25 protein-coding genes and 1 pseudogene are annotated in these 26,635 nt (G+C 62.8%); 5 read left to right on the top strand and 21 right to left on the bottom strand.

Translation table 11 applies throughout. From position 1 onward, the window contains the following. Positions 1–3: 3 nt before the first annotated feature. The 4 genes and pseudogenes from M1D89_RS01465 to M1D89_RS01450 all read right to left on the bottom strand — a co-directional run. Positions 4–141 (bottom strand): hypothetical protein, encoded by a 138-nt coding sequence (locus M1D89_RS01465; protein ID WP_498643399.1) that lies wholly within the window; start codon positions 139–141, stop codon positions 4–6. Between the two features lie 15 nt (positions 142–156). After that, a complete protein-coding gene (locus M1D89_RS01460) occupies positions 157–555 on the bottom strand; it encodes a hypothetical protein (protein ID WP_498643397.1) in 399 nt (132 codons plus the stop codon). Then, on the bottom strand, positions 555–869 hold the full coding sequence (locus M1D89_RS01455; RefSeq protein ID WP_498643395.1) for a hypothetical protein: 315 nt from the start codon (positions 867–869) through the stop codon (positions 555–557). The genes M1D89_RS01460 and M1D89_RS01455 overlap by 1 nt, the downstream gene beginning before the upstream one ends. Positions 870–899: 30 nt before the next feature. Then, positions 900–1,745: pseudogene (locus M1D89_RS01450) on the bottom strand (DUF4113 domain-containing protein); the annotation flags it as partial. 159 nt (positions 1,746–1,904) lie between these two features. Between M1D89_RS01450 and M1D89_RS01445 the strand changes: the two are divergent. The 3 genes from M1D89_RS01445 to M1D89_RS01435 all read left to right on the top strand — a co-directional run bounded on the left by M1D89_RS01445 (position 1,905) and on the right by M1D89_RS01435 (position 5,319). Next, positions 1,905–3,014 carry a tyrosine-type recombinase/integrase gene (locus M1D89_RS01445; RefSeq protein ID WP_498643393.1) on the top strand — a complete coding sequence of 370 codons (1,110 nt, stop codon included), beginning with the start codon at positions 1,905–1,907 and terminating at the stop codon, positions 3,012–3,014. A 38-nt stretch (positions 3,015–3,052) separates the two neighbouring features. Continuing rightward, positions 3,053–3,349, top strand: a complete 297-nt coding sequence (locus M1D89_RS01440; RefSeq protein WP_498643928.1) for a helix-turn-helix domain-containing protein — start codon at positions 3,053–3,055, stop codon at positions 3,347–3,349. 683 nt (positions 3,350–4,032) lie between these two features. Further along, positions 4,033–5,319, top strand: coding sequence for a site-specific integrase (locus M1D89_RS01435; RefSeq protein WP_498643391.1), 1,287 nt, complete (start codon positions 4,033–4,035; stop codon positions 5,317–5,319). Between the two features lie 178 nt (positions 5,320–5,497). Here the strand turns inward: M1D89_RS01435 and M1D89_RS01430 are convergent, their stop codons facing one another. From M1D89_RS01430 to M1D89_RS01395, 8 genes are all read right to left on the bottom strand, one after another. After that, positions 5,498–6,481: a substrate-binding domain-containing protein gene (locus M1D89_RS01430; protein ID WP_498643389.1), complete on the bottom strand. Its 984-nt coding sequence runs from the start codon at positions 6,479–6,481 to the stop codon at positions 5,498–5,500. Positions 6,482–6,535: 54 nt separating this feature from the next. Beyond that, the gene (locus M1D89_RS01425; RefSeq protein WP_498643387.1) at positions 6,536–7,705 is read right to left on the bottom strand and encodes a Gfo/Idh/MocA family protein; all 1,170 of its coding nucleotides are present in this window, start codon (positions 7,703–7,705) and stop codon (positions 6,536–6,538) included. After that, the gene (locus M1D89_RS01420; RefSeq protein WP_498643385.1) at positions 7,702–8,757 is read right to left on the bottom strand and encodes a Gfo/Idh/MocA family protein; all 1,056 of its coding nucleotides are present in this window, start codon (positions 8,755–8,757) and stop codon (positions 7,702–7,704) included. Before M1D89_RS01420 ends, M1D89_RS01425 begins: the two co-directional genes overlap by 4 nt. Before the next feature lie 246 nt (positions 8,758–9,003). After that, on the bottom strand, positions 9,004–9,759 hold the full coding sequence (locus M1D89_RS01415) for an HAD hydrolase-like protein (RefSeq protein WP_498643383.1): 756 nt from the start codon (positions 9,757–9,759) through the stop codon (positions 9,004–9,006). Positions 9,760–9,849: 90 nt separating this feature from the next. Further along, positions 9,850–11,391 carry an aldehyde dehydrogenase family protein gene (locus tag M1D89_RS01410; RefSeq protein WP_498643381.1) on the bottom strand — a complete coding sequence of 514 codons (1,542 nt, stop codon included), beginning with the start codon at positions 11,389–11,391 and terminating at the stop codon, positions 9,850–9,852. A 22-nt stretch (positions 11,392–11,413) separates the two neighbouring features. Further along, positions 11,414–12,553, bottom strand: coding sequence for an iron-containing alcohol dehydrogenase family protein (locus M1D89_RS01405; RefSeq protein ID WP_498643379.1), 1,140 nt, complete (start codon positions 12,551–12,553; stop codon positions 11,414–11,416). 20 nt (positions 12,554–12,573) lie between these two features. After that, the gene (locus M1D89_RS01400; protein WP_498643377.1) at positions 12,574–13,353 is read right to left on the bottom strand and encodes an enoyl-CoA hydratase/isomerase family protein; all 780 of its coding nucleotides are present in this window, start codon (positions 13,351–13,353) and stop codon (positions 12,574–12,576) included. Further along, positions 13,350–14,924 carry an acyl CoA:acetate/3-ketoacid CoA transferase gene (locus M1D89_RS01395; protein WP_498643375.1) on the bottom strand — a complete coding sequence of 525 codons (1,575 nt, stop codon included), beginning with the start codon at positions 14,922–14,924 and terminating at the stop codon, positions 13,350–13,352. The genes M1D89_RS01400 and M1D89_RS01395 overlap by 4 nt, the downstream gene beginning before the upstream one ends. Positions 14,925–15,098: 174 nt before the next feature. On the opposite strand from M1D89_RS01395, the gene M1D89_RS01390 reads away from it, so the two are divergent. Continuing rightward, positions 15,099–15,908, top strand: coding sequence for an IclR family transcriptional regulator (locus M1D89_RS01390; RefSeq protein ID WP_498643373.1), 810 nt, complete (start codon positions 15,099–15,101; stop codon positions 15,906–15,908). 4 nt (positions 15,909–15,912) lie between these two features. Here the strand turns inward: M1D89_RS01390 and M1D89_RS01385 are convergent, their stop codons facing one another. The 8 genes from M1D89_RS01385 to M1D89_RS01350 all read right to left on the bottom strand — a co-directional run bounded on the left by M1D89_RS01385 (position 15,913) and on the right by M1D89_RS01350 (position 24,607). Then, positions 15,913–16,860, bottom strand: a complete 948-nt coding sequence (locus M1D89_RS01385) for a sugar kinase (RefSeq protein ID WP_498643371.1) — start codon at positions 16,858–16,860, stop codon at positions 15,913–15,915. Next, positions 16,857–17,522, bottom strand: coding sequence for a bifunctional 4-hydroxy-2-oxoglutarate aldolase/2-dehydro-3-deoxy-phosphogluconate aldolase (locus tag M1D89_RS01380; protein WP_498643369.1), 666 nt, complete (start codon positions 17,520–17,522; stop codon positions 16,857–16,859). Before M1D89_RS01380 ends, M1D89_RS01385 begins: the two co-directional genes overlap by 4 nt. Next, the gene (locus M1D89_RS01375; RefSeq protein WP_498643367.1) at positions 17,519–18,397 is read right to left on the bottom strand and encodes a Cof-type HAD-IIB family hydrolase; all 879 of its coding nucleotides are present in this window, start codon (positions 18,395–18,397) and stop codon (positions 17,519–17,521) included. The genes M1D89_RS01380 and M1D89_RS01375 overlap by 4 nt, the downstream gene beginning before the upstream one ends. Before the next feature lie 25 nt (positions 18,398–18,422). Further along, complete coding sequence (locus M1D89_RS01370; protein ID WP_498643365.1) at positions 18,423–19,766, bottom strand: MFS transporter; 1,344 nt, start codon at positions 19,764–19,766, stop codon at positions 18,423–18,425. A 5-nt stretch (positions 19,767–19,771) separates the two neighbouring features. Beyond that, positions 19,772–20,914 (bottom strand): glycoside hydrolase family protein, encoded by a 1,143-nt coding sequence (locus M1D89_RS01365; protein WP_498643363.1) that lies wholly within the window; start codon positions 20,912–20,914, stop codon positions 19,772–19,774. 35 nt (positions 20,915–20,949) lie between these two features. Then, a complete protein-coding gene (locus M1D89_RS01360) occupies positions 20,950–22,503 on the bottom strand; it encodes a sugar ABC transporter ATP-binding protein (protein ID WP_159736761.1) in 1,554 nt (517 codons plus the stop codon). A gap of 64 nt (positions 22,504–22,567) precedes the next feature. Then, positions 22,568–23,530: a substrate-binding domain-containing protein gene (locus M1D89_RS01355; protein ID WP_159736760.1), complete on the bottom strand. Its 963-nt coding sequence runs from the start codon at positions 23,528–23,530 to the stop codon at positions 22,568–22,570. A gap of 42 nt (positions 23,531–23,572) precedes the next feature. After that, entirely contained in the window at positions 23,573–24,607 is a 1,035-nt protein-coding gene (locus tag M1D89_RS01350; protein ID WP_159736759.1) for an ABC transporter permease, read from the bottom strand. Between the two features lie 183 nt (positions 24,608–24,790). Between M1D89_RS01350 and M1D89_RS01345 the strand changes: the two genes are divergently transcribed. Beyond that, a complete protein-coding gene (locus M1D89_RS01345) occupies positions 24,791–25,630 on the top strand; it encodes an IclR family transcriptional regulator (RefSeq protein ID WP_498643360.1) in 840 nt (279 codons plus the stop codon). Here M1D89_RS01345 and M1D89_RS01340 read toward each other — a convergent pair. Beyond that, a complete protein-coding gene (locus M1D89_RS01340; protein ID WP_159736757.1) occupies positions 25,619–26,614 on the bottom strand; it encodes a PIN domain-containing protein in 996 nt (331 codons plus the stop codon). The two genes, M1D89_RS01345 and M1D89_RS01340, sit on opposite strands and share 12 nt — an antisense overlap. Positions 26,615–26,635: the final 21 nt, after the last annotated feature.

The raw sequence follows: 26,635 nt of genomic DNA, 5'->3' as shown, positions 1-26,635 counted from the left end.
TTGCTACTTGCCGGGGAGGACAATGGCTTTGGAGCCTTCCGGGATCAGCGCTTCGGCGGCGGCTTTGGCGTCTTCGTATGTCTCGCCTTCGGCGTCGATGTAACTTAGTTTGCCGTCGGCGGCCTCTACGGTCAGGGTCACTTTCACTCCCGTATGCTAGGCCGCCTCGTCTCTGAAGGTCCGTTCCAGCCCCGCGAGCAGGGCCGAGGCTTCGCCGCTGCGGCGGAGATCCACGGGCCGCTTTCCCTGCAGGGCGGGGGAAGGCACCATCATCCACAGTGCGAAGTAGTTGTGTGGGATCCGCAGCTCCATTGCCCGTTCGAACAGCGCCACCACCACCGGCTCCAAAGTCTGATCTGGCCGGAACTGGTAACCAGGGCAATACGTCCCTCCGTCCAGGAAAACCCGAACCAGCTGCCGCATGACCGGCTCGGGATCCTCATGCACGGAGGCGAACCGTTCGCGGACCTGCTCCAGGCTGGGCAGGTGAAATTCGTTGCGGATCCGTTTCCAGAGCTGTTCAGGGACAGGGGAGCGGTACAGGTCAGCCGGCACTAGCTGATGGATTCGAGCTGCCACACGGTAGCCAGCGGCTCCCGCCGCAGCGTGAACGTGCGCAGTTCGGCATTAGCTTGGGGGAGTTTGGCTTGGACTTGCCAATGTTCGACGCTGACCAGATCGCCGGTGCCGATCGCTGCCCTGGTCTGGGTTTCCCACCATGCGTCCCTGGTGAACCAGTGAGCGGTGTGGACATCGGGATCGACCATCCAAATGCGTCCGTTGTGACGGATCGCCAACGGGGTACTGTCGGGGCTGAACCGGACAGCGACATCAGCACTGGTCGTGGGTGATTCGGGTGCAATGGTCATGTGTGGTTTCCTTTCTTACCTTGGCGCCGGTCAGGCGGCCTTGACGAGGGGGAGTTCGTCCCAGTGGGTGGTGTACCTGGGGGAGAGCATGTCGCGTTTCATGGACCAGTCCGGGCCGCCTTTGATTCCGGCATGGCCGAGTCCGATGGATCCGCGGCCGTAGCGTTTCGCTACGTCTTCGAGCAGGATCCCGATTCCGCGTTCTTCGTGGGGGTTCTCGAAGAGTTCCAGGGGTTTCTGGTTCCCTGATGGGCGCAGGTCGGTGACCATGATCCCGGCCCGGACATACTTCACGCCCTCATGGACCTGGGGGAGCAGCGCGTGGGCGGCTTTGGTCAACAGCACCGGGTCAGCGGTCGGCATCGGCAGGGCCAGGCACACCGAGGGGAAGGATTTTTCGTTCGGGTTGGAGTGCGATGTCGCCGCGAAGGCGGTCAGCACTTTGGCTTGCAGGTCGTGTTTGACCAGACGTGCGGAGGCCATTTGCGCGTACACGCTCATGACCTGCCGCAGCCCTGCAGTTGTGGTGATCGGTGTGGAGAAGGACCGGGAGAAGATCAGCTGGTCCCGGCCGATTCGTTCCTCTTCCATCGGAATGCACGGTGTGCCTTGCAGTTCCAGGACGGTGCGCATCATGACGATGGAGAACTTGTCCCGGATAGCTACCGGGTTAGCGCGGGTCAGGTCCAAGATCGAGAAGATCCCCATCGCGTTCAGGCGCCTGGTTAATCTGGTGGCCACGCCCCAGATTTCGATCACGGACAGCTTGGCCATCAGCGCTTCGCGCTGGTCTGCTGGCACAGATTCCCACCGGCAGACACCATCGAAAGCGGGATTGTTCTTTGCCCACTTGTTGCACAGCTTGGCAAGGGTCTTCAACCGTGGACTGTTGCATCTAATGCAATATAACGTGCGGGGACTGATGATTTATGGCCGTCTTCCTCGTCTTGCGACGTCTTCGTTATCAGCCTAGGCGCGCGGGAGAACGTGCCAAACTTGATTAAAGTTGCATCTATCCATACAGTCCTGTGTTTGATGCAACATTTTCTTGGTGTTACCCAGCTCCGACGAGCCGCTGGTTCCGACAGCGGTTTGGAACTCCTTCATCCCGAAGAAGCAGTCTTCGAATCGATGCTCGGATCATGGACCCAGCAACAGCAAAGCCGCGGGCTGGCGGAGGACACGATCAAAGGCCGCCTCGGAATCGTGCGGCGCTTCTGTGACTATGCCGGTTCCTATCCCTGGCAATGGCAGGCGAGTGATCTTGACGAATATTCGGGAATGTTCCGTTCCAAAGGCCGTGCCGTTTCGACCATCAGACACATGCATAACGCTCTGAGTCTGTTCTGTGACTACCTGATCAGCCCGGACTACGACTGGGTGGAGATCTGTGAGGCAAGGTTCGGCGACACCCCGTCACAGATATGTCTGAGGTGGAACACCACCAGACATGTTCAGGACTATGAAGGCCATCCGTCACGGCGTGCACTGACCCTCGAGGAGCTTCAGAATTTCTTTGACTACGCGGATGCAAGAGTTGAGTCGATTCTGACGAGCGGGCGCAAGGGGGCACTTGCCGCGTTCCGGGACGCCCAAATGTTCAAGACTGCCTACGCCTTCGGACTGCGAAGGTCCGAGCTGCGAGGCATTGATCTTGCAGATCTTCACTTCAATGCGAAGGTCCCGCAATGGGGAAAGTATGCCGCCCTGTCGGTCCGCTTTGCTAAGTCCAGCAGGGGAGGTACGCCCAAGCGCCGGACGGTGCTGCTGGTTCCCGAGCTCGCATGGTGGATCGATGGTATGCGGCAGTGGGTAGAGGAAGGCAGGGACTTGTTCGCACCTGCAGAACTCGCTGCCATGTGGCCTACCGAGCGAAGGAGCCGGGTGTCGCGCGAGTATATGGACCGCCGGTTTGCCGCGCTACGCAGGGAGTCAGGCATGGACCCAGCTTTGACGCTTCACTGCCTGCGTCATTCCTATGTGACCCACTTGATTGAGTACGGGTATGCTGACCGTTTCGTCCAGGAACAGGTCGGCCACATGCACGCATCGACAACGTCGATCTATACGTCTGTCAACGGGGATTTCAAGAATCGCATCCTGGCTGATGCCCTGCGCCGCTTCAACACATTGGAGGTGTCGTGAGTACGGGAGTTGAAACGGTTTGGCATCTCCGTAGGATCATGGCCGAACATGGTCTCTTTAAGACGACAGAACTTATTCCCCTTCTGGAGCAGTACGGGGTACACCTGTCCCGGGAACAGGTTTTCCGGCTCGTCACTCAAACACCGGAACGAGCCAATCTGCACGTTATTGGTGCAGTGTGCGCCGCGTTGGGATGCACGCCGTCGGATCTGATCGAGGTTCGGATAGTCGAGGAGAAGACCGCCCCGGTTGAGCAGACTCGCGGCTCTCTGGGTCAGCTGCGACCTAAGCCTGCCCGCATTCACAAACCCCGACCACCGCTAACTGGAGCATGATCGAGCCCGCCCCAGGCGGTGCGGAAAGCCTTGTGGAGATCATTCGTGCATGCCAGGACGTTATGCCGGATCTTCCAGCTTCCGTCATCACCGCTTCTGCGCAACAAGCCGGTGGCCCCAAAGCCCTGGTCAGGCTTGCTCGTGAACTTAGCGCCAAACCGGACGTGCTTGTTTCCGGTCATTCCGACGCTTTGCCAACAACACGACGGCTCATTCGTGACCTGCGGAGGCAAGGCCACTTCCTCTTTCAGCTGCCCAAATGTTCGTCCTGCGGGCTGACGAAGCAGCTGAGACATAGGGACGGCCAGGGAGGCAAGCATTGTGATCGATGCAGCCGCAACGCCAGGAACCCTGACTGCAGCGGGTGCGGCCAGAAACGACCCGGCGGCTACCGCCTGCTGGCAGGGAATCCCTACTGCCGTGTCTGTTTCCGCGGGGATCCCCGCAGCAAGGAGACCTGCATCGCCTGCGGCATGGCCGAAACTCCTGAGGCGCGAAATCTCGCTGGGCCTGTATGCCGGCGCTGCTACACAGCACCACCTGTGACGTGTGTGGTTTGTGCAGAGAATCGGCCTGCTGCCAGCAGAGCCGACGGCAGAGCCGTGTGTATGAGGTGCTACCTACGCCTGAACCGCAGACCGCGGGCGTGCTCGAGTTGCCATGAGGTGCGAATCTCGCCGCACGTGAGCGAGGACGGGCCGATCTGCGGTGAATGCGCCGGCGTAGGAAAGTCCGGCTGTTGTCATGGTTGCGGGGGCGACCAGCAGAAGCTGCACGGTGTCTACTGCGCCAAATGCCTACTTCCAGACAAAGTCCGCGGCCTGATTACGGACCAGAACGGCCAGCCCCATCCGAAGCTCAAGCCGCTCGAGACATACCTGCTGCACGAGGACGGGAACGCCCAAACAATCCTTACTTGGGTACTCCGCAGCCCTATGGCCGTTGTTGTAAAGGCCATGGCCACAGGAAACACCGCTATTTCCCTTCGCGCTGTGGCTGAACTTCCCAATGCCAGAGCCACAGGATACTTCGCCGCCCTCCTCATGGAGGCAGGAGTAGTACCCGTGGACAACTTCGATCGAGTCCGGCTTGAAGTGTGGCAGAGACAGTTCTTTGCCTCGCTCGCAAAACCTGACGAGAGATCGCTCCTGCAGCGCTACGCAGCGTGGGCCGTGAATCCTCAGTTCTCCAATGAAGCCCATCTCAGTAAGACCGACGAAAGCAGCCGTTATCGGCAGTCAAAGGCACACCTGATTGCTGTCACCGAGTTCCTCCAGCACCTCGACAGTCTGGGACTGAGCCTTGAATCAACCCCACAACGCTTGTTCGATAACTACGTTGTGACACACCGGCGAGGGCGTGCCGCTCTGACACCGTTCATTCGATGGGCAAGGAACCAGGGACTCACCCGGCTGCGCAGTGAGTACTTGCCACAACGCAGCCCCGGCGTCACTGCAGTGTCGGAGGACCAGCGCTGGGAATGGGTGAAGTATCTCTTGAACGCGGACGATCTCGGCTTCGCCGCCCGTGTGGGCGGACTGCTGATGCTTTTGTACGGGATTACGGCAACCCGTGTCGTCACAATCCAGTTAGATGACCTGGACATCGACAGCGACACCATCCGAATTAGCCTTGGCTCAGATCCGATCGAATTACCTGAAGCAATGACGTCTCTCGTACGGCAACTCCTGGACAGCGCACGGCGCGCGTCAACCGGGGAGCATATCTGGCTCTTCGCAGGACGCAAACCAGGACGTCACCTGACAACTGCGGCAATGACCGAGCCGCTCAGACGTCGCGGTATCAACTCACGTGCGGGGCGCAGCACCGCCATGATCAACCTCGCCCGTGACATTCCACCTGCAGTGCTTGCTTCCCTTCTGGGAATTTCCATCCACACGGCAACACGTTGGTCGGCTCTCAGCAGCCGCGACTGGGTCGACTATCCGCGAATCCGGCTTGCCGAATAGGGGCCAACCCGGCCACAGCATACGATGCCGACCCATCGTAGGCAGCTACGGAAGGGAACACCTGCGGGGCAGACCAGCCGGGTACGCGGTAACTCAGATTCTTGTCGTGCTGCCGCAAGAAAGGGTGGGGGCCGACACTACCGCGTCGGCGCCCACCCTTTTGCTGAGAGGCCTGCTGTCAGAAGCCCTTGCCGATGTATTCCTTGGCATTTTCTGCGTCGATCTTGACGGATTTCAGGACGATCTTCTTGTCCAGGGTCTTGCCAGTCGCCGCATCGTAGGCTGCCTTGATGCCTTCGGGCGCGCAGTATGGGTATGTGAACGTGGCGGCCAGTTTGCCGTCGGCGACGGCTTGGATGGCTTCGTTTTGTCCGTCGATGCTGACGATGGTGACCTTGTCGGCGACGCCGGCCTGCTCGAGGGCCAGGCGGGCGCCGAGTGCCATTTCGTCGTTGTGGGCGTAGACGGCGGTGACTTCGCCGGACTTGAAGCGCTGGATGTTGTTTTCGATGAATTTGGTGGCGTTGTTGCGCTGGTAATCACCGTCGGTGGAGGCGACGATCTTCAGGCCGGGGAACTTGGAGATCGCGTCAGCAAAGCCGCTGTTCCGGTCGATGGTTGCCGAGGCGCCGGCGGTTCCCTGGATCTCGATGATGTTGCCCTTGCCGCCGAGCTTTTCACCCATGAACTTGCCTGCTTCTTCGGCGATCTGTTTGTTGTCGGCGCCGATGTGGGTGGTCACGGGGGTGTTCACTTCACGGTCCAAGGTGATCACGGGAATGCCTGCGTCCATGGCCTTCTTGGCCACCGGAGTCAGCGCATCTGCTGTAAGGGGGGAAAGGATGATGGCCTTGGGGTGCTGGGCGATGAGAGCTTCGATGTTGCTTGCCTGGGTTGAGGCGCTGTTCTGGCCGTCGGTGACCTTCACATCGACTTTGCTCAGGTTCTCCTTGGCGTAGGCGACGTTCTGGTCCACCATGGCCACGCGCCACGGGTGGTTCATGGTGCCTTGGGAAAAGCCGATGATCATTCGTTCTCCGCCGCCGCTTTGGCCGGCGGCTGCCGCTCCGGTGTCCCGGTTGCATGCCGTCAGAGCGGTGGAGCTAAGAAGGACCCCAGTTAGGGCGATGGCGGCTTTCCATTTGAGAGTGCGTACGGACATGGTTTTACTCCTCGTTGAGCGTTTGTTGGGGGCCGAAAGTGGTGTGTGCGGGGTCTAGCTGATGGGTAGGAATTCGCGGATTACGGTGTCGCTGCCGTCGGCCATGGCTGAGTCGTGGGCGGCGAGGCATGCGGCGGTGAGGTCGGCTGCCCGGTAGATGTCGAACTCCGGTGTGCGCTGTCCTGCCGCTGCGTTGATGAATTCGTGGACGAGATGGGGGTGGAAACCGCCGATGGTGGTGTACTCGAACACGTCCTCGGGGTCACGCAGGCTCGTCACCGTGTGCGAGCGGGTGTACTTGTGGATTGGTTCGGGGATGAGGTGCAGCTGGTCGGGCGGGTCGATGCGTTCCTCGGTCACTTCCCGGCCCATGGTGGTGTAGGTCGTCAGCTTCATGTCCGGGTCGAACACGCCGTCGTCTTTGTATCTCCACATGACCGGCCGGTCGGCATCGAGCTGCCCGGTTTCGAACGTGATGTTGTCCCCTCCGATGGTGAATGCTTCGGTGTAGCCGCGGGGATTGTGGAAGAGGGTCCGGGTGACCTCGGCGAGGGTTCCGTCCTCCATTTGGAACAGGGCTGTCTGCATGGGGTGGGGGTTGCCGTAGGGCTCATGGAGTTGCTCGCGCATTTTTCCGGACCCGAAGCACACCACGCGTTTGGCGCGGGACCCGGTTGCGGCGAACGCCGGGGCCAGGGCGTGGGTTGCGTAGTACATCGGCGGCATTCCTTTCCAGTAGGACGGCCAGCCGTCCACGTCCTGGTAATGGGCGCCGCGCATGAACTGGATGTTGCCCATCTGGCCGGTTTTCAGGAGCTGCTGGACGTAGAGGAAATTCCTGGTGAAGATGACGGTCTCGGCGAGCATGTAGACCTTTCGGGATTTCTCCTGGGCGGCAACAATCCTCGCCACGTCCTCCATCGTCAGGGCCATGGGCACCGCGACGGCGCAGTGTTTCCCGGCTTCCAGGACCGCGACAGCCTGGTCTGCATGGCCGGTGATGTTGGTCAGGAGGTGAACGGCATTGATGTCCGGGTCATCGAGGACCGACTGAAGTGAATGGGCACGTTTGGTGATATCCCACCGCTCACCGACCTGGGAGACCAGATGCTGGTTGAAGTCGCAGATGGTTACTTCGCCCACTTGTGGGTGGTGCTTGTAGCTCGGAACGAAGGAGGCGCCGAAGTTGAGCCCGACCACGGCGATGTTCACGGTGCCGGTCATCGGAGGACGCCGACTTCGCTGCCGTGGACCAGTTCCGTGGCGCCTGATTGCGCCGAGGCCGCGCAGGCGTCCAGGACGTGCATGTTCCTTTGCGAGTCCTCCGGGCTGTAGGCCTGCTCGGGGTGGCCGTTGATGAGGCTGCAGAAGGCTTCGATTTGGATGTCGTACTGGCTTTCGTCGTCGAATAGTTCCTCGCGGGTGCTCTCTCCGGTGTCGACTTTGAGCCTGAGTGGGCCGTCGGATTCGACGAACGGGGGTGTGGCGAAGGGCCGTTCGACTTCGATGCGGCCGGTAGTGCCGACGAGTTCGTAGAAGCTGCGGTAGGCCTGTCCCAGTCCGCCGCTGATCGTTGCCATTTTTCCGTCGGGGAATTCGAGGCTGATCGTGTGCAGGATGTCAGCGCCGGTACCTGGCAGGTTCGCGGTGAGGGCGTGCGCCCGGGTGGGTTCGGTGCCGAACATCCAACGGGAGACGTTGATCCCGTAGCTGCCGACATCGTGCAGGGCCCCGGCCCCGGGGTAGTCCTGGAACCGGACGTTGGATTCCGGACTGGGCAGTGGAACGGAGAACCCCACCCGGACCAGGCGCAGATCGCCGATCTCACCGGAGGCGGCGATCTGGCGTGCCCGGTGGTGCTGGGGGTTGTACCGGTACATGAAGGCCTCCATGAGGTGGACGCCGTTTTCCTGGCAGGCCCGGATCATGTCGTAGGCGTCGGCTGCGGTGACGCCGAGAGGTTTTTCGCACAGGACGTGCTTGCCGGCTGCTGCGGCCTTCAGGGTCCATTCCTTGTGGAGGTGGTTAGGCAGGGGAATGTAGACGGCGTCGACGTTTGGGTCATCGATCACGGCCTGGTAGGCGCCCTCGCCGGTGTACTCCGTGATGGCGGGGACGCCGTCTGTGGGGAGTGGGTGGGCCGCTCCGGATGCTTTGGAGGATCCGACGGCGGCTAGAACTGCCACGGCCGACCTTTCAAAGGCCGGGCGCAGTGCCTTCTGGTAAACGGCGGCGTTGCCCAGAATGCCGAATCTGATCACTGACGTGTGGTCCATGCGGTCGCCAAACTCTCGTGAAGGGGAAGGGTGACGTGGACCACTTTCAGTCATCCCAAGGCATGCTTTCAATAGCTTTCACCAAATAGCGTTATCCATCAACAAATGACGGCTGGGTCTTCGGGCCGGGTGACCGGCGTAGTCGGCCGCAGATCCCGGAGGTTTTGGGCAACCAAGAGTGCGCCGTGAGTCAGGGGACTGGCTCTGACCCACGGCGCGTCGTCGGAGGTTCTGTTGTCGGCGCGCTTAGCGCTGCTGTGGGGCTGCCTGCAGGTTCGCGGCAAGGCTCAGCAGCACGCCGGGGGTTACGTCCTTCGGGTCAGCCACCACGAGGGCGGCGCCGGCTTCGGTAAGCTCACCTGGGCTCGCGTAGCCCCAGCCTGCGCCGAGACAGGCGATGTCGTTCGCACGGGCACCCTCGACGTCCTGGGCGCGGTCGCCCACCATGACAGCGGTGGCGGGTTTCAGGGCAGCGAGGGCCTCGGCGATGATTTCGGTCTTGCCCGGGGTGTATCCCTGTTCCCCGGGCATGAGGGCCTCTTCGTCAGGAGCGCCTGCTACGACATCGAAGTAGGCCTCGATGCCATGGGTTTGAAGGATGGTGCGGGCAATGGTTCGGGGCTTTTGTGTGGCCACGCCGAGCGTGATTCCTGCGTCGACGAGGGCATCGAGCAGGTCTGTGATGCCGGGGTAGACCGCGCCCATGGCCATCCCGGTCGTGGCATACCACTGGCGGTAGGAAGCGATGATGCCCGGTATTTGTTCGGGTCGTGCTGTGGTGTGGGTCAGCAGGGCATCGGCGAGTTTCGGGCCGACCATGGCACGGAGCGTTGCTTCGTCGGGCGGGTCCATTCCGGCGGCTGTCAATGCGTGGGCTATGCCGACCGTGATTCCACCGGCCGGATCCACGAGGGTCCCATCCAGGTCGAACAGGACTCCAGGGCCGTTGCTCCGGCGGGTGGTGCGTAAGGGGGTCATTCCCGGAGGCCAGGCACGGTTCACATCGGTTCCTTGGTTCGCTCAGATGGGGTTCGAGGGCAAATAGCGGCAGCCACCTCTCAGTGCCAGAAAGGCGGCTGCCGCGGTGTGGGGTCAGTCGCGCGGAGTCATCTGCGGGACCGAGGCACCGCCAGCGAGGCTGGCGGGGATGGGGAAGGTTCCTGCGCGTTTGCCCGTGCGGATGTTGACGGACTTCAGCTCGGTGAACTCCTCAAAGCCCGCTTCGCCCATTTCCCTGCCAACGCCGCTTGCCTTGTACCCGCCGAAGGGCATCTGCGGGATGCCGTCGATGGTGGTGTTGGCGTAGACCGTTCCGCTTTGGAGCGCTTTCGCGGTCTCCAGCAGCGTGTCGGTGTTCTTGCTCCAGACGCTGTTGGCCAGGCCGTATTCAACGCTGTTGGCCAGTGCGATGGCCTCTGCCTGGGTCTTGAACTTGGTCACGGTCAACACGGGTCCGAAGATTTCGTCCTGGAAGGCCGGGGCCTGGGCGGTGACGTTGGCGATGATGGTCGGGGCGATGAACTGGCCGTTGCCGTATTCGCCGCCGGTGAGCCGTTCGCCGCCGACGATGACTTCCCCGCCGTGCTGTGATGCGCCTTCGACGAAGGAGGAGACGTGGTCCAGGTGGCCGGCGTGGATGAGCGCACCGACGTCCGAGGCGCGGTCCAGGGGTTGGCCGACCTTCAGCTGGGCGGTCCGCTTGGCGACCTCGGCGATGAATTGATCGGCGACGTCTTCCTGGACCAGCAGGCGGGGCTGGGAGACGCAGCATTCGCCGTTGTTGAAGTTCACGCCGAAAACGACACCGGCGGCGGCGTCTTCGAGGTCGGCGTCGTTGAAGACGATGTTTGCTGCCTTGCCGCCGAGTTCGAGGGAGAGCTTTTTCATGTTACCTGCCGAGGCGGCGACGACTTTGCGCCCTGTCGCGGTGGAACCGGTGAAGGAGACCAGGTCCACGTCGCGGTGTTCGGAGATCGCGCCGCCGGTGGATCCGTCGCCGACGACGACGTTCACGACGCCTTCGGGGAATCCTGCTTCAGCGGTGAGGCGGGCGATTTCCAGGGCGGAACTGGAGGTGAACTCGGAGGGCTTGACCACAGCGGTGCAACCGGCGGCCAGGGCGAACGGCAGTTTCTGGCTCAGGATCAGGGCGGGGAAGTTCCACGGAATGATTAGTCCGGTGACGCCGATGGGCTCGCGCAGGACCAGACCGGTGAAGTCCGGGCCGTTGCTGGTGAACGACTTGCCCTGGATGTTCAGCGCAAGGCTGGCCGCATAGCGCCAGAGCCCGGCGGCGCCGGCGATGTCCCCTTCTGCCAGGACGATGGGCTTGCCGGATTCTTCGGCGTCCAACTGGGCAAGGCGGGCGGCGTTCTGGTCGATGAGGTCGGCGACCCGGTTCAGGAGTTTGTAGCGTTCCATACCGGGGGCGTGCTGCCAGGTGCCGGTGTCGAAGGCCGTCCGTGCGGCTTGGACGGCCTGGTCTACATCGTGTCCGGAGCCGCGGAGTACGCGGCTGACGACCTCGTCGGTTCCGGGGGCGCGGCGGTCAAGGAGTTCGTCGTGGGTTTCCTGGACGGTGCTGCCTTGGATGAAGTGGCCGATGAGGCGGGGCTCGGTGAGTGTGTTCGTCATTGGGTTCAACCTTCCTTTCTGCTTAGAGGGCTTTGCGGTAGAGGTCGATGAGATCCTCAAGGGACGCTTCACGGGGGTTGCCGGGCAGGTCGGCTTGCACGAGGGCATCCTTGGCGAGGGTTTCGATCGCATCTTCGCTGACGCCGACCTCGGAGAGTTTCCGGGGAACGCCGGTGTCGGCGGCGAGCTGGTGGACGGCGGCCGCGGCGGCCAGGGATGCCTGCTCGTCGTCCATTCCGGTGGTGTCCACGCCGAGGGCGCGGGCGATGCGGGCGAACCGGGCCGGGGCGGAAGAGACGTTGAAGTCCATGACGTAAGGAAGGAACAGTGCGTTGGCGGTTCCGTGGTGGACCCCGAAGTGCGCGCCGAGGGTGTTGGCCAGGGCGTGGACGGCGCCGAGTCCGGCGTCGTGGAAGCCGATGCCGGCCATGGAGGAGGCTACGAGCATCTGGTACAGGGCGTCTTCGTCGCCCTTGGAAGCGGCCACAAGGTTCTGTCCGATGAGTTCGATCGCGCCGATGTTGATCGCATCCGTGACCGGGTTGGCGCCTTTGGCGACGTAGGCTTCGATGGCGTGGGTGAGGGCGTCCATGCCGGTGGTCGCGGCGATGCGGCCGGGCAGGCCGGCGACGACGCGGCGGTCCAGCAGCGCGATCTTGGCGAACATCAGGTCAGAGACGATCACCATTTTCACGTGCGTGGCCGCGTTGGTGATGACCGCGCCCTTGGTCACTTCACTGCCGCTGCCCACGGTGGTGGGAACAGCGATCACCGGAAGCGGGGTGCTGGTGAACTTGTCGACACCTTCGTAGTCGGCGATCGTGCCGCCGTTGGTGGCCACCACGGCCACGGCCTTGGCCACGTCCATGCTGGAGCCGCCGCCGATGGCGACGAGAATGTCGGCGCCGCTGTTGGAGCGGGCCTTGTCGGCTGCTTCGACGGTGGAAACGTCCGGGTTGCCCACAACGTCGGAGAAGACGGCGATTTCGAGGCCGCTGTCGTTCAGGACGCCCGTGACAATCTCGAGGATGCCGGCGGCTACGATGCCGGGGTCGGTGACGATGAGAACTTTGGTGCCTAGCTGCGGCAGTTCGTTGCTGAGTTGTTCCAAGGCTCCTTCGCCGAGGATGAGGCGGGGCGGGGAGGAGAAGTGCTGGCTCATGTCGGTGCTTCCTTGCAGGGTTAGTTGGATTTTTTACGGTTGAGGAATTTTTGGACGGCTTCGCGTTGCTCGGGACTTTCGCAGCACTGGCCCACGAGGAAGGCTTCACGTCGGAGGCCTTCAGTGATGCCTTCGCGTTCGCCTGCGTAGATGGCCTGTTTCGCTGCGCTGACGGCGGTGCCGGAGTGGCGGGTGATTCTGGCGGCAAGGTTATGCGCAGCTGCCACGGGGTCTTCCGAGACGGCGTTCAGGAGCCCGATTTCCAGGGCACGGCTCGCGGACATCGGCTCGCCGGTCAGGATCATTTCCAGGGCCCGGCCTTGTCCGATCAGGCGAGGCAAGCGCTGAGTGCCGCCCCAGCCGGGAAGGTTGGCAAGGGTGATCTCGGGTTGCCCGAGCCGGGAAGTGGGGGAAGCGACGCGCAGGTCGCAGGCCATCGCCAATTCCAGTCCGCCCCCGAAGGCCACCCCGTCAATGGCTGCAATGACGGCCTGGGGGAGGTCTTCGAGTTCGTCGAAGACCTTTTGGCCGTGCAGCATCTGTGCCTCTGCCGCGGCCGCGTCGAGCCCGACCAGGGTATTAATGTCAGCACCTGCGCTGAAGGCCTTCTGACCGGCGCCGGTGAGGATGACCGCTTTGGTCCCTTCGTGGGTCGGGCTTCGCAGCTCGGCGGCGAGGGCGCCCAGAGCGTCGATCAGCTCGGTGCTCAGCGAGTTGCCCTTGGCGGGGCGGTTCAGGGTGGCGATGAGGACAGCGTCGTGTTGTTCGGTGAGCAGGACGGTGTCGGTGAGTGTAGTCATGCCTGTGCTTTCACTAGCTGCGGGTCCTGGGCGGGGAGGGCCAGGTTCATCGGTTCAGTCCGGAACAGTGCGGGGTCCATAACGCGCAGGCCCGGGGCGATGGCCGGGGTGAAGCCCATCTGGGACAGCACGTCCTTTTCCAGGTCGATGCCGGGGGCGATCTCGATCAGGACCGGCCCCTCGGGACCGAGCTTGAAGACGGCGCGTTCGCTGACGAAGTAGACTTCCTGGCCGGTTTCGACGGCGTTGATGCCGGAGAAGCTGATTTGTTCGACCTTGTTGACGAACTTGGGCTTGCCGGTCGGCGGCAGGCCGATCGTTCCGGTTCCATCGAGTTCGTAGTCGCCCTTGGCGATGAACGTTCCGACGAAGACCACTCGGTGGGTGCCTTGGGAGATGTTGACGAAGCCGCCGATGCCGGGGGCGCGGCGACCGAAGCGGCTGACGTTGACATTGCCTGCGGCGTCGACTTCGGCGAAGCTGAGCACCGCGGTGTCGATGCCGCCGCCGTCGTACCAGTCGAACTGGGCTCCGGCGTTGATGCTCGATTCAGCGTTGCGGGCCAAACCGAAATCAGTTCCGCCGGCCGGCACCCCGCCAACATGGCCTTGTTCGACGGTGAAGACAACGTCTTCGGACTGGCCTTCCTCGGCCAGGACCGCAGCGACACCGTCCGGCATCCCGAAGCCAAGGTTGACGACGTCACCGGAGTGCAGCTCGGCGGCCGCGCGGCGGGCGATGACCTTGCGCACGCCCAACGCCATCGGGTCGATGGTGATGTTCTCCAGTCGTTCCCGGCCCTCGAGGTAGGGGTCTTCGCCGGTTGCGTGCGAGAGCCGCTGCGTCGGGTCGACGACGACCGCGTCGATCAGGACGCCGGGAACCTGCACCGATTGCGGGGTGATCTGCCCGAACGGGACCTGGTCGCGGACCTGGGCGATGACGATGCCGCCGTTGTTCTTTGCTGCCTGGGCGGCGGACAGGATCTCCGCGAGCAGTCCTTCGCCTTCCATCGTGATGTTCCCGTGTTCATCAGCGGTGGTTCCACGGATGATGGCCACATCGATGGGTACAACGGGGGTGAAGATCCATTCCTGCCCGGCGAGAGTGATGATTTCGTTGACCGGATCCAGGGCAGCGGCATTGAGCCTGCCACCGGAGATCCGGGGGTCCACGAAAGTGTTGATCCCAACGCGGCTGATCACGCCCGGCCGGTGCCCGGCCGCTTCACGCAGCAGATGAGACAAGGTGCCCTGCGGCAGGCAGTAGGCCTGGATGAGGTTGTCGGCGGCCATCTCCTGCATGCGCCGTGACCAAGCCCAGTGACCGCCGATGACGCGGGTGGTCATGCCGGGATGGGCGAAACGGTCGATGCCGTCACCATTGCCCGATCCCATTCCCGAGACGTGATAGACGGACAGGTTTCGGGGTGCTCCCTGATCCAGGAACCGGGCCTCGATGGCCGCCAGGATCGCGGTGGGCTCGTTGACCCCGCCACCGGAACCGTCCACCATAACTGTGGCACCATCAGGTATTAGTTCCGCTGCCTCTGCTGCGCTGCAGAATTTCATTGATCCATGTTCCGTTCAACTTGGTGCTTGGTGGGGTGACGTGACACTGCTCACCGCCTGACCTAACCAATGTATGAGCACCGAACTCCACCATCAATAGCCACAGCGAAATAATGTTAGCCATTACCAAATGAGCGTGTGTAGTATCGGATCAGGGATAGGAAGGGCCGAGCCATGTCGATACCGAAAACAGAAACCACTCCTGCTGCCGAAGCGGCGGAGGGTCCTCGCGTGGTCCAGTCCGTCTCGCGGGCCATTGGTCTGCTGAAGACCCTCGCGGCGCAGAGCCGGGCAATGACCTTGGGTGAGCTGGCCGCCGCGGTGGGGCTGAGCAAGCCCTCGACGTTCCACATGCTCAGGACCCTGGAGCTGGAAGGGTTTGTCAGCAAGACTGCTGAGGCCGCGTATCAGCTGGATTGGGGTTTGTACGAGCTGGGCAGCTCGGTCATCCGGTCGGTGGACCTGACCCGGGTGGCCCGCGTTCACCTCGATGATTTGGCGGAGCTGACCGGGGAAGCGGTGCTGTTGTCCATTCTGGACGGCGATTCGGTGCTGTACCTGGATCGCGGGCAGGCGGTTGAATCGTTTGCGATGGTGGCCAACATGGGCCGGCGATCCCCTTTGCACACCAACGCATCGGGCAAGGTGCTGCTGGCCTATCAGCCGGAGCAGTTCATTTCAGATTTCCTGGTCCAGCCCTTGGTGCCGCGGACGCAGGCGACGTTGATTGACCCGCGGGAGCTGGGGCAGGCGTTGGCGGCGGTGCGTCTGAACGGGTATTCCACATGCTGGGAAGAAGAGGAGCTGGGGTTGTGTTCGGTCGCGGTGCCCGTGCGGGACTACACCGGGAACGTATGTGCGGCCATGGCCGTCGCAGGCCCGGCCCAGCGCGTAAACCACGCTACCGGGCCGGGCCTGGTGGATCTGTTGCTCGCCGCCGCCGCCCGGGTATCCCGGGCACTGGGCGCTCCGGCGGAGCAATGATCGGCTAGCGGCTGACAGGTTCCTTCGCCCCGAGCAGGTCCAGTTCGGACCTGAACGGCATCCCTTCCCAGTCACCGGGAACCATGCACGCGAACGCACCCACCGTCACGGCCGTGAGCAGCCGTTTCCGAACCGGCTCACCCCGCAGGTACTCGGCGATGTAGCCGGCGACGAAGCCATCGCCCGCGCCGACGGTGTCGACCACGGAGACGGGGATGGCGTCCTGCAGGTGCCCGGCCCCATCGACCAGGGCATAGCAGCCCTGGTCCCCGAGCTTGATGACTACTTCGGTGGGTCCCAGATCCGCCAAGGCCGAGGCCAGTGCTGTGGGGCCCGGGTTGGTGCCGACGATCAGGGCTGCTTCGTCGTCGCCAGCGAAAACGATGTCCACCAATGGCAGGATCCTGCGGTAGAAGTGCGCTGCGTCCTGACCGGACCACAGCTGGGAACGGAAGTTCAGGTCCAAGGACACCGTCAACCCGGCCGCGCGTGCGCTTTCGACCGCGTACAGGGTCGCGGCCCGGGCCGAGGCCGACAGAGCCGGGGTGATCCCCGTGACGTGCAGCAACGCAGCGCCCTGGAAGCTGCCGGCGGGCAGGTCTTCGGCACTCAGCCGGGACCCGGCCGAGCCACGGCGGTAGTAGGAGACCCTGGTGTTTTTCGGTGTCCGGCTTTCCTTGACCATCATTCCGGTGGGCGCTTCCGTGTCAACGATCGCGTGGACGTCGATTCCCTCTGCCCTCAATTCGCGGGTGACCATCTGCCCGAAGCTGTCCTGTCCGACGCGCCCGATCCAGCTCACGTCGGTGCCGAGCCTTTTCAGGGCGACAGCGAAGTTGCCTTCTGCGCCGCCGATGCCCAGTTGCGCGTCGCGGGTCAGGGCAATCATGCCGGGCTTGGTGCTGCGGACCAGGGCCATCACTTCACCGAAGGTCACGACACGGCCGCTCATGGCTTCACCTGGTTTTCCAGTGCGGCCTGTACCGCCGTGCGGGCGCGATCCTTAAGTGCGGCGAGGCTGCCGCCTTTAAAGGCGTCGCCGATCAGTGGCCCGCCAAGGCTGACCGCTACCGCGCCGGCTTTCATCCAGGAGCCGATGTCATCGATGCCGATGCCCCCGGACGGAACGACCTGAATGCCCGGGAAGGGTCCTTGAAGCTGGCTGATGTAGCCCGGGCCGACCGTTGCTGCCGGGAAGACTTTCACCGCTGTCGCCCCGGCTGCCCATCCGGCGTGCAGCTCGGTGGGGGTCAGGCCGCCGGGGTAGATCGGGATCTTGGCCGCGACGGCTGCTTCAACGATGGCTGTATCGGTGACGGGGGTGACCAGGAAGTCGGCTCCGGCCTCGATAGCGGCGATGGTTTGGACGGTAGAGGTGACTGTTCCGACGCCGATTTCGACGGCATCGTCGGTCGCTGCCCGCAGTGCCTCGAAAGTTTCCAGGGTTCCGGGCGTGCTCAGGGTCAGTTCAATGGAACGGATGCCCGCTTCACCCAGGGCGGCAACGACGGGGACGTAGTCCCGGGCGTGACAGGCCCGCAGCACGGCGATGACGGGGCAGTCCAGGAGTGCCGCTGAGGGGCGGAGGCGGTGTTCTGCGAGGAGCGTTTTCATGAGGTTGTTCTTTCGTTGTGTTCCAGAATGGCCATGAGGGCCTGGGCAACGCCGTGGTCATCGTTGCTGGCGGTGTGGAAGGTCGCAGCTTCCAGGACCTGGACCCGGGCGTTGGCGGGAGCGATGCTGAGCCCGGCGTAGGCGAAGAGGCCCAGATCGTTGGGGCCGTCCCCGAACGCGACGACTTCTTCGGCGCGGAGTCCCATACCGTGGCAGATGGTGTGTATGGCTGCTGCTTTATCGACACCTGCCCGGGTGATTTCCAGGTAGGTAGGGTTCGATATTTGAGCCTGAACGGTGATGGGCAGCATGGCCGCGAGTTGTTCGAGTTTGTCCGTCTCCTGCGGACCGGTCATGAACATCAGCTTGTCCGGGCCTTCCGTTTCGGAGGCCAGTGAGGCCAGGAAGGGATTGAAACCGACGATGTCCGCTTCCCGGCGGATGTGGCCGTCGATTTCGGAGACGAGCCATTTTTCGCCGCTGAACCAGTTGGTTGGCAGCCCCAGGGACATAGCCAGTCGGAGGATGTGGTGGGCGTCGTCCAGCGGTATGAGGTGCTGGCGCAGACGTCTGAGCGTCCCCGCTGCCGAGTACTGGCCCACGAGCGCGCCTTGGGAGGCAACGAACGTGGCCGGTTCGGTCAGGGTGGTCGCGGCCAGGATCGGCCACATCGCCCGTGGTGCCCGGGAGGAGGCGAGGATGATCTGCAAGCCCGCTTGTTGGGCCTTCGTCACTGCGGCAATGGTTTCCCCGGACAGCTGATGGCCGGAGTCCAGCAAGGTGCCATCGACGTCGATCGCGGCAGCACGCAGTTTCGGGTGGTCGGATCCCGGGAGGAAAGGGCCTTTTGATCCGGTGTGCAGCGTCTTGTCCATGGCTCTCCTTCAGGTGGTGGGTGTTCTAGTCCGCGTCTTGGACCGAGGTCAGGTCCCGGTCCGCCGTTTCGGGTGTGCGCAGCGACTGGATGATGGATACGGTGACGACGATCATCATGTACACGGCGACCGGCCAGTAGGATCCGGTGGCCCATGCCAGCAGCGCGGAGCAGATCATGGGGGCGATGCCGCCGCCGAAGATCGCAGAGAATTCCCGGGCCAGGGCCACACCGGCGTAGCGGTAGCGGGCGCCGAACAGTTCGGCGAACATGGCGGACTGAGCGGCGATGGCGCCTTCGACGGCGAACGCGAATCCGACGACGTACACGGCCCCGATCAGCCACACGTTGCCCGTGCCGGCCAGCCAGAACGCCGGGAAGGAGAACAGGAACAGCACGCTCAAGATGGCCAGGTTCACCGGTTTGCGGCCCCACTTATCCGAGGCCCGGCCGGCCAGGTAGGCCGCGGGGATGGCGACGATCCCGCCCAGGAGCAGCATTTGGGGCACCAGTGTTGTGGGCATGTGGACGGTGGAGATGAGGTAGGCGCCGATGAAGACTTGGTAGATGTAGGAGTGTGCGTGGCCTCCGACGTTAATGAAGAAGACCCGGGTTAGGGGTTTGCGGCCGTTTTTCAGGACGTCCCGGACTGGTGAGGACGCTTCCAGGCGTTCGGCTTTGAGCTCTCGGAAGACCGGGGACTCCTTCATCCGCCGGCGGATGACGTACGCGGCGATGGTGACGGCGATGCTGGAGAGGAACACCAGACGCCAGCCGTAGCCTTCGAGCTCGGCTTTGGGAAGCAACTGCACCAGCAGCCACACCAGTGCCCCGGCAACGGAACCAACGGCCGCGCCGACCCACACCAGTGACACCATGGCCCCGCGCCGTCCCTTGCGGGCATATTCTGTCAGCAGCACCACGCCGCTGGCCATTTCGGCGCCGGCCCCGAAGCCCTGGACGAAGCGGCAGAGGACCAGCAGCACCGGGGCGAGGACCCCGGCCTGCCCGTAGGTGGGCAGCAGGCCGATCGCGAAGGTCGCGGTGCCCATGAGGCTCAACGTGGCCACCATGACGAACTTGCGGCCCAGCCGGTCACCGTAGCGGGAGAAGAACAGCCCGCCCAGGGGTCGGGCGCCGAAACCGACGGCGTAGGTCGCGAAGCTGGCGATAAAGCCGATGGCCGGGTCGAAGTTGGGGAAGAACAGCGTGTTGAAGATGACCGCAGAGCCGATGCTGTAGACGACCATGTCGAAGTTCTCGAGCATGGTGCCCACGAACCCAGCCCAAGCGGCGCGGCGTCGATCGGTGGGGGTGACCCGGGGGCTGTCATGGACGTCGGTGGCAGTGGTGGGGTGGTTGGAGCTCATCGGGTTTACCTGTTGGTTTCGTTGGTGAGTTTTGAGAGCTTGTGCAGGGCCTCGACGAAGTAATAGTCGCCCCACATGACGCTTTCGTTGACGCCCAAGTTGTTGCCGCGGTGGTAGGTGGCTTGCTTGATGACGCCTTCCCAGCCTTCCTCGGCGCGGCCGAGGAACTCCGGGGTGCTCAGCCGGGCTAGGGTGCGGCGTGCGTAGTTCTCGTAGGGTTCAGCGTCGATGCCCTGACCGTGGGCGTGCAGGAGCTCCGCGAGCTGCAGCAGGGCCGAGGAGGCGATGCTGGCCGCGGAGGCTTCGAACTGCAGTTCCGGGTGCGGGTCATCGAAGTCGTTCGGCGGGATGATCCGGTCGCCGGTGCGTTCGATGTAGTAGTCCGCGCAGTGGCGTGCGGTGTCCAGGAACCTGGTGTCTCCGGTCCACTCGTAAGCGGTGCCGAAGCCGTAGATCGCCCAGGTTAGTCCGCGGACCCAGCAGGAGTCGGCACGATAGCCCTGGTGGGTTTCGGCCCGCAGGAATTCGCCGGTTTTGGGGTTGAACCATCCCTCATGGATGGTGCTTGAGTCGCCGCGCACCAGATAGCGGCGCGAGGTCAGGGAGTGCTCGGCTGCGATGTTGGTCAGGATTTCGTCGCCGGAGAGGGCGCCGGCCTGGAAGATGATGCCGACGTTCATCATGATGTCAATGAAGGAACTGCCGTCATCGACCCAGGTCTTCAGGTACTTTCCGGCCGGGTTGTAGCTCTTGGCCAGAGTCCGGCCGGCGGTGACCAGCACGTCCTTGGTCTTTTCCGACGGGGCGAGTTCGTGCCATCGTCCCCAGCTGGGAGTCATGAGGAACCCCACGTCATGGGTGCCGTCGTCGTGTTTCCTGGGTTCGACCAGAAGGCTGTACTTTTCAGCCTGTTCGCGCCACCAGGGGTCCCCGGTCCGTTCGGCGAAGATCCAAATCAGGCCGGTCAGGAATCCAGAGGTCCACCCCGGGGCCCAGGCATCGTCGTCGAAGTGCCACTGTCCGTTCTCGGTGTAGACCGGGATCTTGTCGGGGTGGTTGGTGATGAGGTTCTTGACCTGTTCCTGCGCCGTGGCGAAGGTGGCGTCAAGGTCGAGACTTGGCTTTGTCGCCTGCGTCGGGGTGCTCATGGGTGAAGTGCCTTTCTGGCTCTGTGCTGGTGCTCTCAGAGACCGACAGCGGCGCCGTGGTCGGTGGCGTGGCGCATGATGGATTCCTCCGTTGCGGTCTTACCGTCAAGCTCTGCGGAAACTTCCCCGTCCCGGATGACCAGAATCCGGTCGGCCAATCCGAGGACTTCGGGCAGTTCCGAGGAGACGAACAGGACGGCGAGGCCCTCCTGGGCGAACTCGTTGAGCAGCCGGTACATGTCCTGCTTGGCCCCGACGTCCACGCCACGGGTTGGTTCGTCGGCCAGCAGCACCGAACATCCGGCGGCGAGCCACCGGCCCAGGACGCACTTTTGCTGGTTGCCGCCCGACAGGTTCCGTACGGTGAACGCGGCGTCGGGGGTCCTGATGCGCAGGCTCTTGATCAGTTCGTTGGCCTTCTGCTTCTCAGAGCCCAGGTTAAGGACCCCCGCCGTGGAGTACTTGGAAAGGTCCGCGGCCGAGATGTTGAACGCGACTGAGTGGCTGAGGAACAGGCCCTGGCCTTTGCGGTCTTCGGGCAGCAGGCCGATTCCGGCGTCAACTGCCTGGCGGGGATTTGCAAAGTCAACGGGCTTGCCGAACAGCTCCACGGTGCCTGACGCCCTGCGGTCTGCGCCGGAGATGAGCCGGAGGATTTCCGTACGCCCGGCACCTGCCAGGCCGGCGATACCGACAATTTCCCCGGCCCGGAGTTCGAAGCTGACATCCTTGACCAGTGGGCCGCCGTTGAGGTTCTGTACCTTCAAAACAACGCCCTTGGGATCCCGGTCCCGTGGCGGATAAACGTTGCTCAGCTCCCGGCCCACCATCTGGCTAACTAGCCCGTCTGCGGTGATGTCAGCGACGGGCTGGGTTGCGATGGTCCGGCCGTCGCGCAACACCGTGACGTTGTCGGCGATCTCGAAGATCTCCTTCATCCGGTGTGAAATGTAAATGAAGGAGATGCCTTCGGACTTCAAAGACCGCATGATGTCGAACAGCATGGCTATCTCGGTGTCGCCCAGGACCGCCGAAGGTTCGTCAAGGACAAGCAGCCGCGCGTTCTGGGTCAGGGCTTTGGCGATTTCGACCATCTGCTGCTGGGCGATGCTCAAATCGGCTGCCAGCACATCGACGCCGATAGTGACGCCCAGCCGGTTCAGGGCTTCCCGGGTTTGCCTGCGTGCACTGGCCCAGTCGACAATGCCGAGCTTCGTTCGCGGCATCCGCCCAAGAAAGACGTTCTCGGCGACGCTCAGGTGGGGTGCCAGGGTCAGTTCCTGGTAGATCACCGCGATGCCCAGGTCGGCCATACGCCGGGGGTTGCCGGTTTCGACGCGGGCACCGTCGATGCTGACGGTGCCCGCGTCGGCGGTGTAAGCGCCTGACAGGACCTTCATGAGGGTGGATTTCCCGGCCCCGTTTTCGCCAACGAGTGCATGGCATTCGCCGGTGCCGATTTCCAGACTCACCCCGTCAAGGGCAATGACTCCGGCGAAGTGCTTGCCGATCTTGTCCATCTTCAACAGCGGAGTCCCTTTGGGCGCTGCTGGGGCAGCTGCGGGGCTGTTGTCTGGTTCTGTGTTCATTGTGATGCTCCGGTGGATGAGTTGCCGATGAAGGTGCGGTCAGGCCCGGGGGCCAGGGTGAAGGCTAGAAGCCCTTGCCGATGAAGTCCTTGGCGTTGTCCTGATCGATGCGCTGCGACTTCAACACGATGGACTTCTCGACCGTCTCGCCCTTGGCTGCCTTGTAGGCGGCTTCGATGGCCTCGGGAACCCCGTACGGGTAGGTGAACGTCGCAGTGAGTTTGCCGTCGGCGACGGCTTGGATGGCTTCGTTTTGTCCGTCGATGCTGACGATGGTGACCTTGTCGGCGACGCCGGCCTGCTCGAGGGCCAGGCGGGCGCCGAGTGCCATTTCGTCGTTGTGGGCGTAGACGGCGGTGACTTCGCCGGACTTGAAGCGCTGGATGTTGTTTTCGATGAATTTGGTGGCGTTGTTGCGCTGGTAATCACCGTCGGTGGAGGCGACGATCTTCAGGCCGGGGAACTTGGAGATCGCGTCAGCAAAGCCACTGTTGCGTTCGGTCGTTGCCGAGGCGCCGGAGGTTCCCTGGATCTCGATGATGTTGCCCTTGCCACCAAGCTTTTCGCCGAGGAATTCACCGACGGAGACGGCAATGGCCTTGTTGTCGCCGCCGATGTGCGACGTCACGGGCGTGTTGACCTGCCGGTCGACCGTCAGGACCGGAATGCCGGCATCCATGGCCTTCTTGGCCACAGACGTCAGGGCGTCGGAGGTGACAGGGGAAAGGATGATGGCCTTCGGGTGCTGAGCGATCAGCGACTCCATGTTGGCGACCTGTGTGGGTGCGCTGTTCTGGCCGTCGGAGACCTTAACCTCCACGTCGGCGTAGTGCTCCTTGGCGTAGGCGACGTTTCCGTCGACCATGGCCACGCGGAGCGGGTGGTTCATGGTTGCCTGCGAGAATCCGATCACGGTCTTGCCGCCAGCGGCGCCGGCTTCTCCGCGGTTGCAGGCTGCGGCGGTTGAGGCGACCAGGAGGGCGCCGACGATGGCGACCGCTGCGCGGCTCTTCTTGTTGCGGAACATGGTGTTCTCCCTGTTTGAGTAAGTGCGGGGCGGGGTGGGGTGTTAGTCGTTGCTGTGGCGGTTCTGGATGCGTTCGAGAATGACTGCGGCGATGACGATGACGCCCTTGATGATCTGCTGGGTGAAGGAAGAGACGGCCAGCAGGTCCAAAAGGTTGGACAGGACAGTGACGATGGCGGCGCCGATGATGGTGCCGGAGATCTTTCCCTGGCCGCCGAAGAGGCTCGTGCCTCCGATAACGACGATGGCGATGGCGTCCAGTTCCAGGCTCATGCCGGCGGTCGGCTCGCCCACGGTCAACCGGCTGACGTAGATGATGCCGGTGAGCGCTGCCAAGAGACCTGCTATGACGTAGACGATGAAGAGGGTGCGCTTGACCCTGATACCGGACAGGCGGGCAGCTTCGCGGTTGTCACCAACGGCGTAGACGGCGCGGCCGAAGGAGGTGTAGCGCAGAACGAACGCCGCGACAGCGGCGACCACTGCAAAGATCAGGACGGGAACAGGAATTCCCAGAACGTCGCCGGCCCCGATCCAAGAGAAGGCCTCGGCTTCAGCGCCGACGCCGATCGGCTTTCCGTTCGATAGCGTCAACGCGATGCCACGGGCCATGGTCATCATCCCCAACGTCATGATGAACGGCGGAACTTTCGCCAGGTTTACGCCCACACCGTTGAGTACACCGACGAGCAGGCCAACCACGGCGCCGGCGGCGAGAGCGGCAGCGATGCCGTAGCCGTTGGCCAGGCAATACGAAACGGACACTGCCGTGAGGCCGACAACAGCGCCGACGGACAGATCGATGCCTGCAGTCAGGATGACGAAGGTCATTCCCACCGCCACCACGCCAACCAAAGCCGTCTGCCGGGCGACGATGATCAGGTTGTCAACGGTGAGGAAGTACGGGGTGGCGATGTAGGCCACCACGCACAAAGCCAGGAGGACCCATCCGATGGCCCCCTGCTTCAAGATCCGAACTACGGCGTTCTTGCGGGGATTGACCGATTCGGGGGTGTTCGACGGGCGCTCATTTCCGTCCTTCAGGTTGCCCACGCTGGCAATCTTCTGCGTGCTCATGAGATTTCCTTTTGATTGGAGTGCCGGGACTTCGCCGTCCCTAGGTCTGCGCCTGTTTTGGCGATTCAGCTCACATTTGGGGTTGATTCGAAGGTAGCCAGTTCGGCCCGCCCCAAGCAATAGCCAATAGCAAATACCATTCAGCGCTTGCTAACGCTTGTGATTAGCCGCATACTTGTTTGCATGGGAGAAACAGTCTTGCCTCAGCCCGTGCCCGGGTCAGTTGATTCGCCGGCTAGGCCGCCACGCACAGTGCAGTCCGTCGCGCGTGCCGCGCACCTTCTGAAGGCGCTGGGACGTTTCTCCCGTCCCACGTCACTCAGTGATCTGGCACGCCGGGTCGAATTGAGTAAGCCGGCGACCTACAACCTGTTGAAAACTCTCGAAGTGGAAGGGCTCGTCTCCAAGGACGCGGACGCGCGCTACCAACTCAGTTGGGGCATATATGAATTGGGAAGTGCTGTGGTGAGGTCGATTGAACTCACCAAGCTCTCGCGCTTTCACCTGGACCGGCTGGCAACCGAAACCAATGCCGCGGTCCTGCTCGGCATCCTGGACGACGACAACGTCCTGTACTTGGACCGCGGGCAGACCAGCAGCACGTTCGGCATGGTCGCTAACAGCGGCCGCCGCTCATCCCTGCACGCCACGGCCTCCGGCAAGGTCCTGCTCGCCAACCAGGCAGAGGACTATGTCCATGGCTACATCAGTCGAGGGCTGAAGGCATATACGTCCAACACCATCACAGACGACGAGACGCTGCGGGAAGAGCTGGGAAAGATTGCCCGACGGGGCTACGCCACATGCTGGGAAGAGAGGGAAGTGGGCCTGTCCAGCCTCTCGGTGGCGTTGCGGAACTACAGCGGAAGCGTCCAGGCGTCCTTAACAGTAGCTGCGCCGTCGAACCGACTCAATACCCGAAACCTATCCCGTTTTCTGGTACCCCTTCAACGGGAAGCCGAAGCAATCTCCGTGAAGCTGGGGTGGAACCCCCACGACGGATCCGACGAGTCAGGTGTCTAGGAAGTCCCATTCGCTGCCCAAGACCCATCGCAGGGCGGAAAGTTTGCCGTTGAGCATACCCAGCTCAAAATCTGTGTAGGGGCCAAGTTCTCCCGGGCCCGTATAAACGTGTTCGACGCGCTTACGGCCAGGTCCTGCGATGGCAAGTTCCCGTTGCAGTTCGCCCGCGTCCCCTTCGTCGCGTAAGCGGTACTCACTCTGTTTTGACCGGTGGTACCAAATGCGGTCGAAGAGCATCTGCTCTTCGCGAAGAATTGCGTCCAAACGTCGTGGTTCTTCCTCGAAGTCCGATTCGTCGAACAGTTCCTCGATATCAGTGCCAAATCGCTCTCGGAGGACACTGTCGAGACCGTCAACACCGAGGCCGTAAACGGACGTTTGGCCATCGAAGAAGATCGCGATGTCCTCGTGCGGTTTTCGCCTGTCTGCGTTGGGTAAGGAGAAGTCTTCGCTGTTTGAAGTGATGAAGGCGTAGTGCTCTTCTTCAGCGCAATTTTCGCCGGCGGCCGTCGCGTATAGCTCGATGAGCAGCGCGTCAGCAACGCTGTTCTTTGACTTGTGGAACGGTGCCCGCTTGGAGAGCCCGCGCTCTGTTACCGCCCGGTGGTTTTCATCCGTTGGCTGCAAAACTCGCCCTGCACTCAGCAGTTCCAGTACATCGTCAAAGTTGCGTGTTGTCATCGCGCCGATGAGGGGCACATGGCGAGCAAGGTCCTCGACGATGGTGAGTGCTTCTGTGCTGTCCGTCCCACCAAAATCGTCGATGTCCTGCTTGATGAGTTTGAACCGTTGGGCAACACTGGCGGTCATGGAAGCCTCGACTCGATCTCTGTTTCGCTCGAACTCGTCGATCACGACTTTGGGGACCAGCAGTTCGAGCTGTCCTTGATGGACCAACACGCGTAGAGCCACAATCCATCGTTGTCCATCCCTGCGCTTGGAGAGGTCCAACCACGTCGAGGTATCCAGGAATAGGTGCAGCACGACGTTCAGCCTACCGCCATC

It is taken from the genome of Arthrobacter sp. D3-18, assembly GCF_054408525.1.
Note: the sequence above shows the minus strand (reverse complement) of the source record. Positions and strands in the feature narration are given on the sequence as shown.

Coding starts and splice junctions, on each gene's coding strand:
- M1D89_RS01455 (WP_498643395.1), bottom strand. CDS start 869: ATGACCATTGCACCCGAATCACCCACGACCAGTGCTGATGTCGCTGTC.
- M1D89_RS01445 (WP_498643393.1), top strand. CDS start 1,905: ATGCAACATTTTCTTGGTGTTACCCAGCTCCGACGAGCCGCTGGTTCC.
- M1D89_RS01440 (WP_498643928.1), top strand. CDS start 3,053: ATGGCCGAACATGGTCTCTTTAAGACGACAGAACTTATTCCCCTTCTG.
- M1D89_RS01430 (WP_498643389.1), bottom strand. CDS start 6,481: ATGTCCGTACGCACTCTCAAATGGAAAGCCGCCATCGCCCTAACTGGG.
- M1D89_RS01425 (WP_498643387.1), bottom strand. CDS start 7,705: ATGACCGGCACCGTGAACATCGCCGTGGTCGGGCTCAACTTCGGCGCC.
- M1D89_RS01420 (WP_498643385.1), bottom strand. CDS start 8,757: ATGGACCACACGTCAGTGATCAGATTCGGCATTCTGGGCAACGCCGCC.
- M1D89_RS01410 (WP_498643381.1), bottom strand. CDS start 11,391: ATGACGAACACACTCACCGAGCCCCGCCTCATCGGCCACTTCATCCAA.
- M1D89_RS01405 (WP_498643379.1), bottom strand. CDS start 12,553: ATGAGCCAGCACTTCTCCTCCCCGCCCCGCCTCATCCTCGGCGAAGGA.
- M1D89_RS01400 (WP_498643377.1), bottom strand. CDS start 13,353: ATGACTACACTCACCGACACCGTCCTGCTCACCGAACAACACGACGCT.
- M1D89_RS01395 (WP_498643375.1), bottom strand. CDS start 14,924: ATGAAATTCTGCAGCGCAGCAGAGGCAGCGGAACTAATACCTGATGGT.
- M1D89_RS01390 (WP_498643373.1), top strand. CDS start 15,099: ATGTCGATACCGAAAACAGAAACCACTCCTGCTGCCGAAGCGGCGGAG.
- M1D89_RS01385 (WP_498643371.1), bottom strand. CDS start 16,860: ATGAGCGGCCGTGTCGTGACCTTCGGTGAAGTGATGGCCCTGGTCCGC.
- M1D89_RS01380 (WP_498643369.1), bottom strand. CDS start 17,522: ATGAAAACGCTCCTCGCAGAACACCGCCTCCGCCCCTCAGCGGCACTC.
- M1D89_RS01375 (WP_498643367.1), bottom strand. CDS start 18,397: ATGGACAAGACGCTGCACACCGGATCAAAAGGCCCTTTCCTCCCGGGA.
- M1D89_RS01370 (WP_498643365.1), bottom strand. CDS start 19,766: ATGAGCTCCAACCACCCCACCACTGCCACCGACGTCCATGACAGCCCC.
- M1D89_RS01365 (WP_498643363.1), bottom strand. CDS start 20,914: ATGAGCACCCCGACGCAGGCGACAAAGCCAAGTCTCGACCTTGACGCC.
- M1D89_RS01360 (WP_159736761.1), bottom strand. CDS start 22,503: ATGAACACAGAACCAGACAACAGCCCCGCAGCTGCCCCAGCAGCGCCC.
- M1D89_RS01355 (WP_159736760.1), bottom strand. CDS start 23,530: ATGTTCCGCAACAAGAAGAGCCGCGCAGCGGTCGCCATCGTCGGCGCC.
- M1D89_RS01350 (WP_159736759.1), bottom strand. CDS start 24,607: ATGAGCACGCAGAAGATTGCCAGCGTGGGCAACCTGAAGGACGGAAAT.
- M1D89_RS01345 (WP_498643360.1), top strand. CDS start 24,791: ATGGGAGAAACAGTCTTGCCTCAGCCCGTGCCCGGGTCAGTTGATTCG.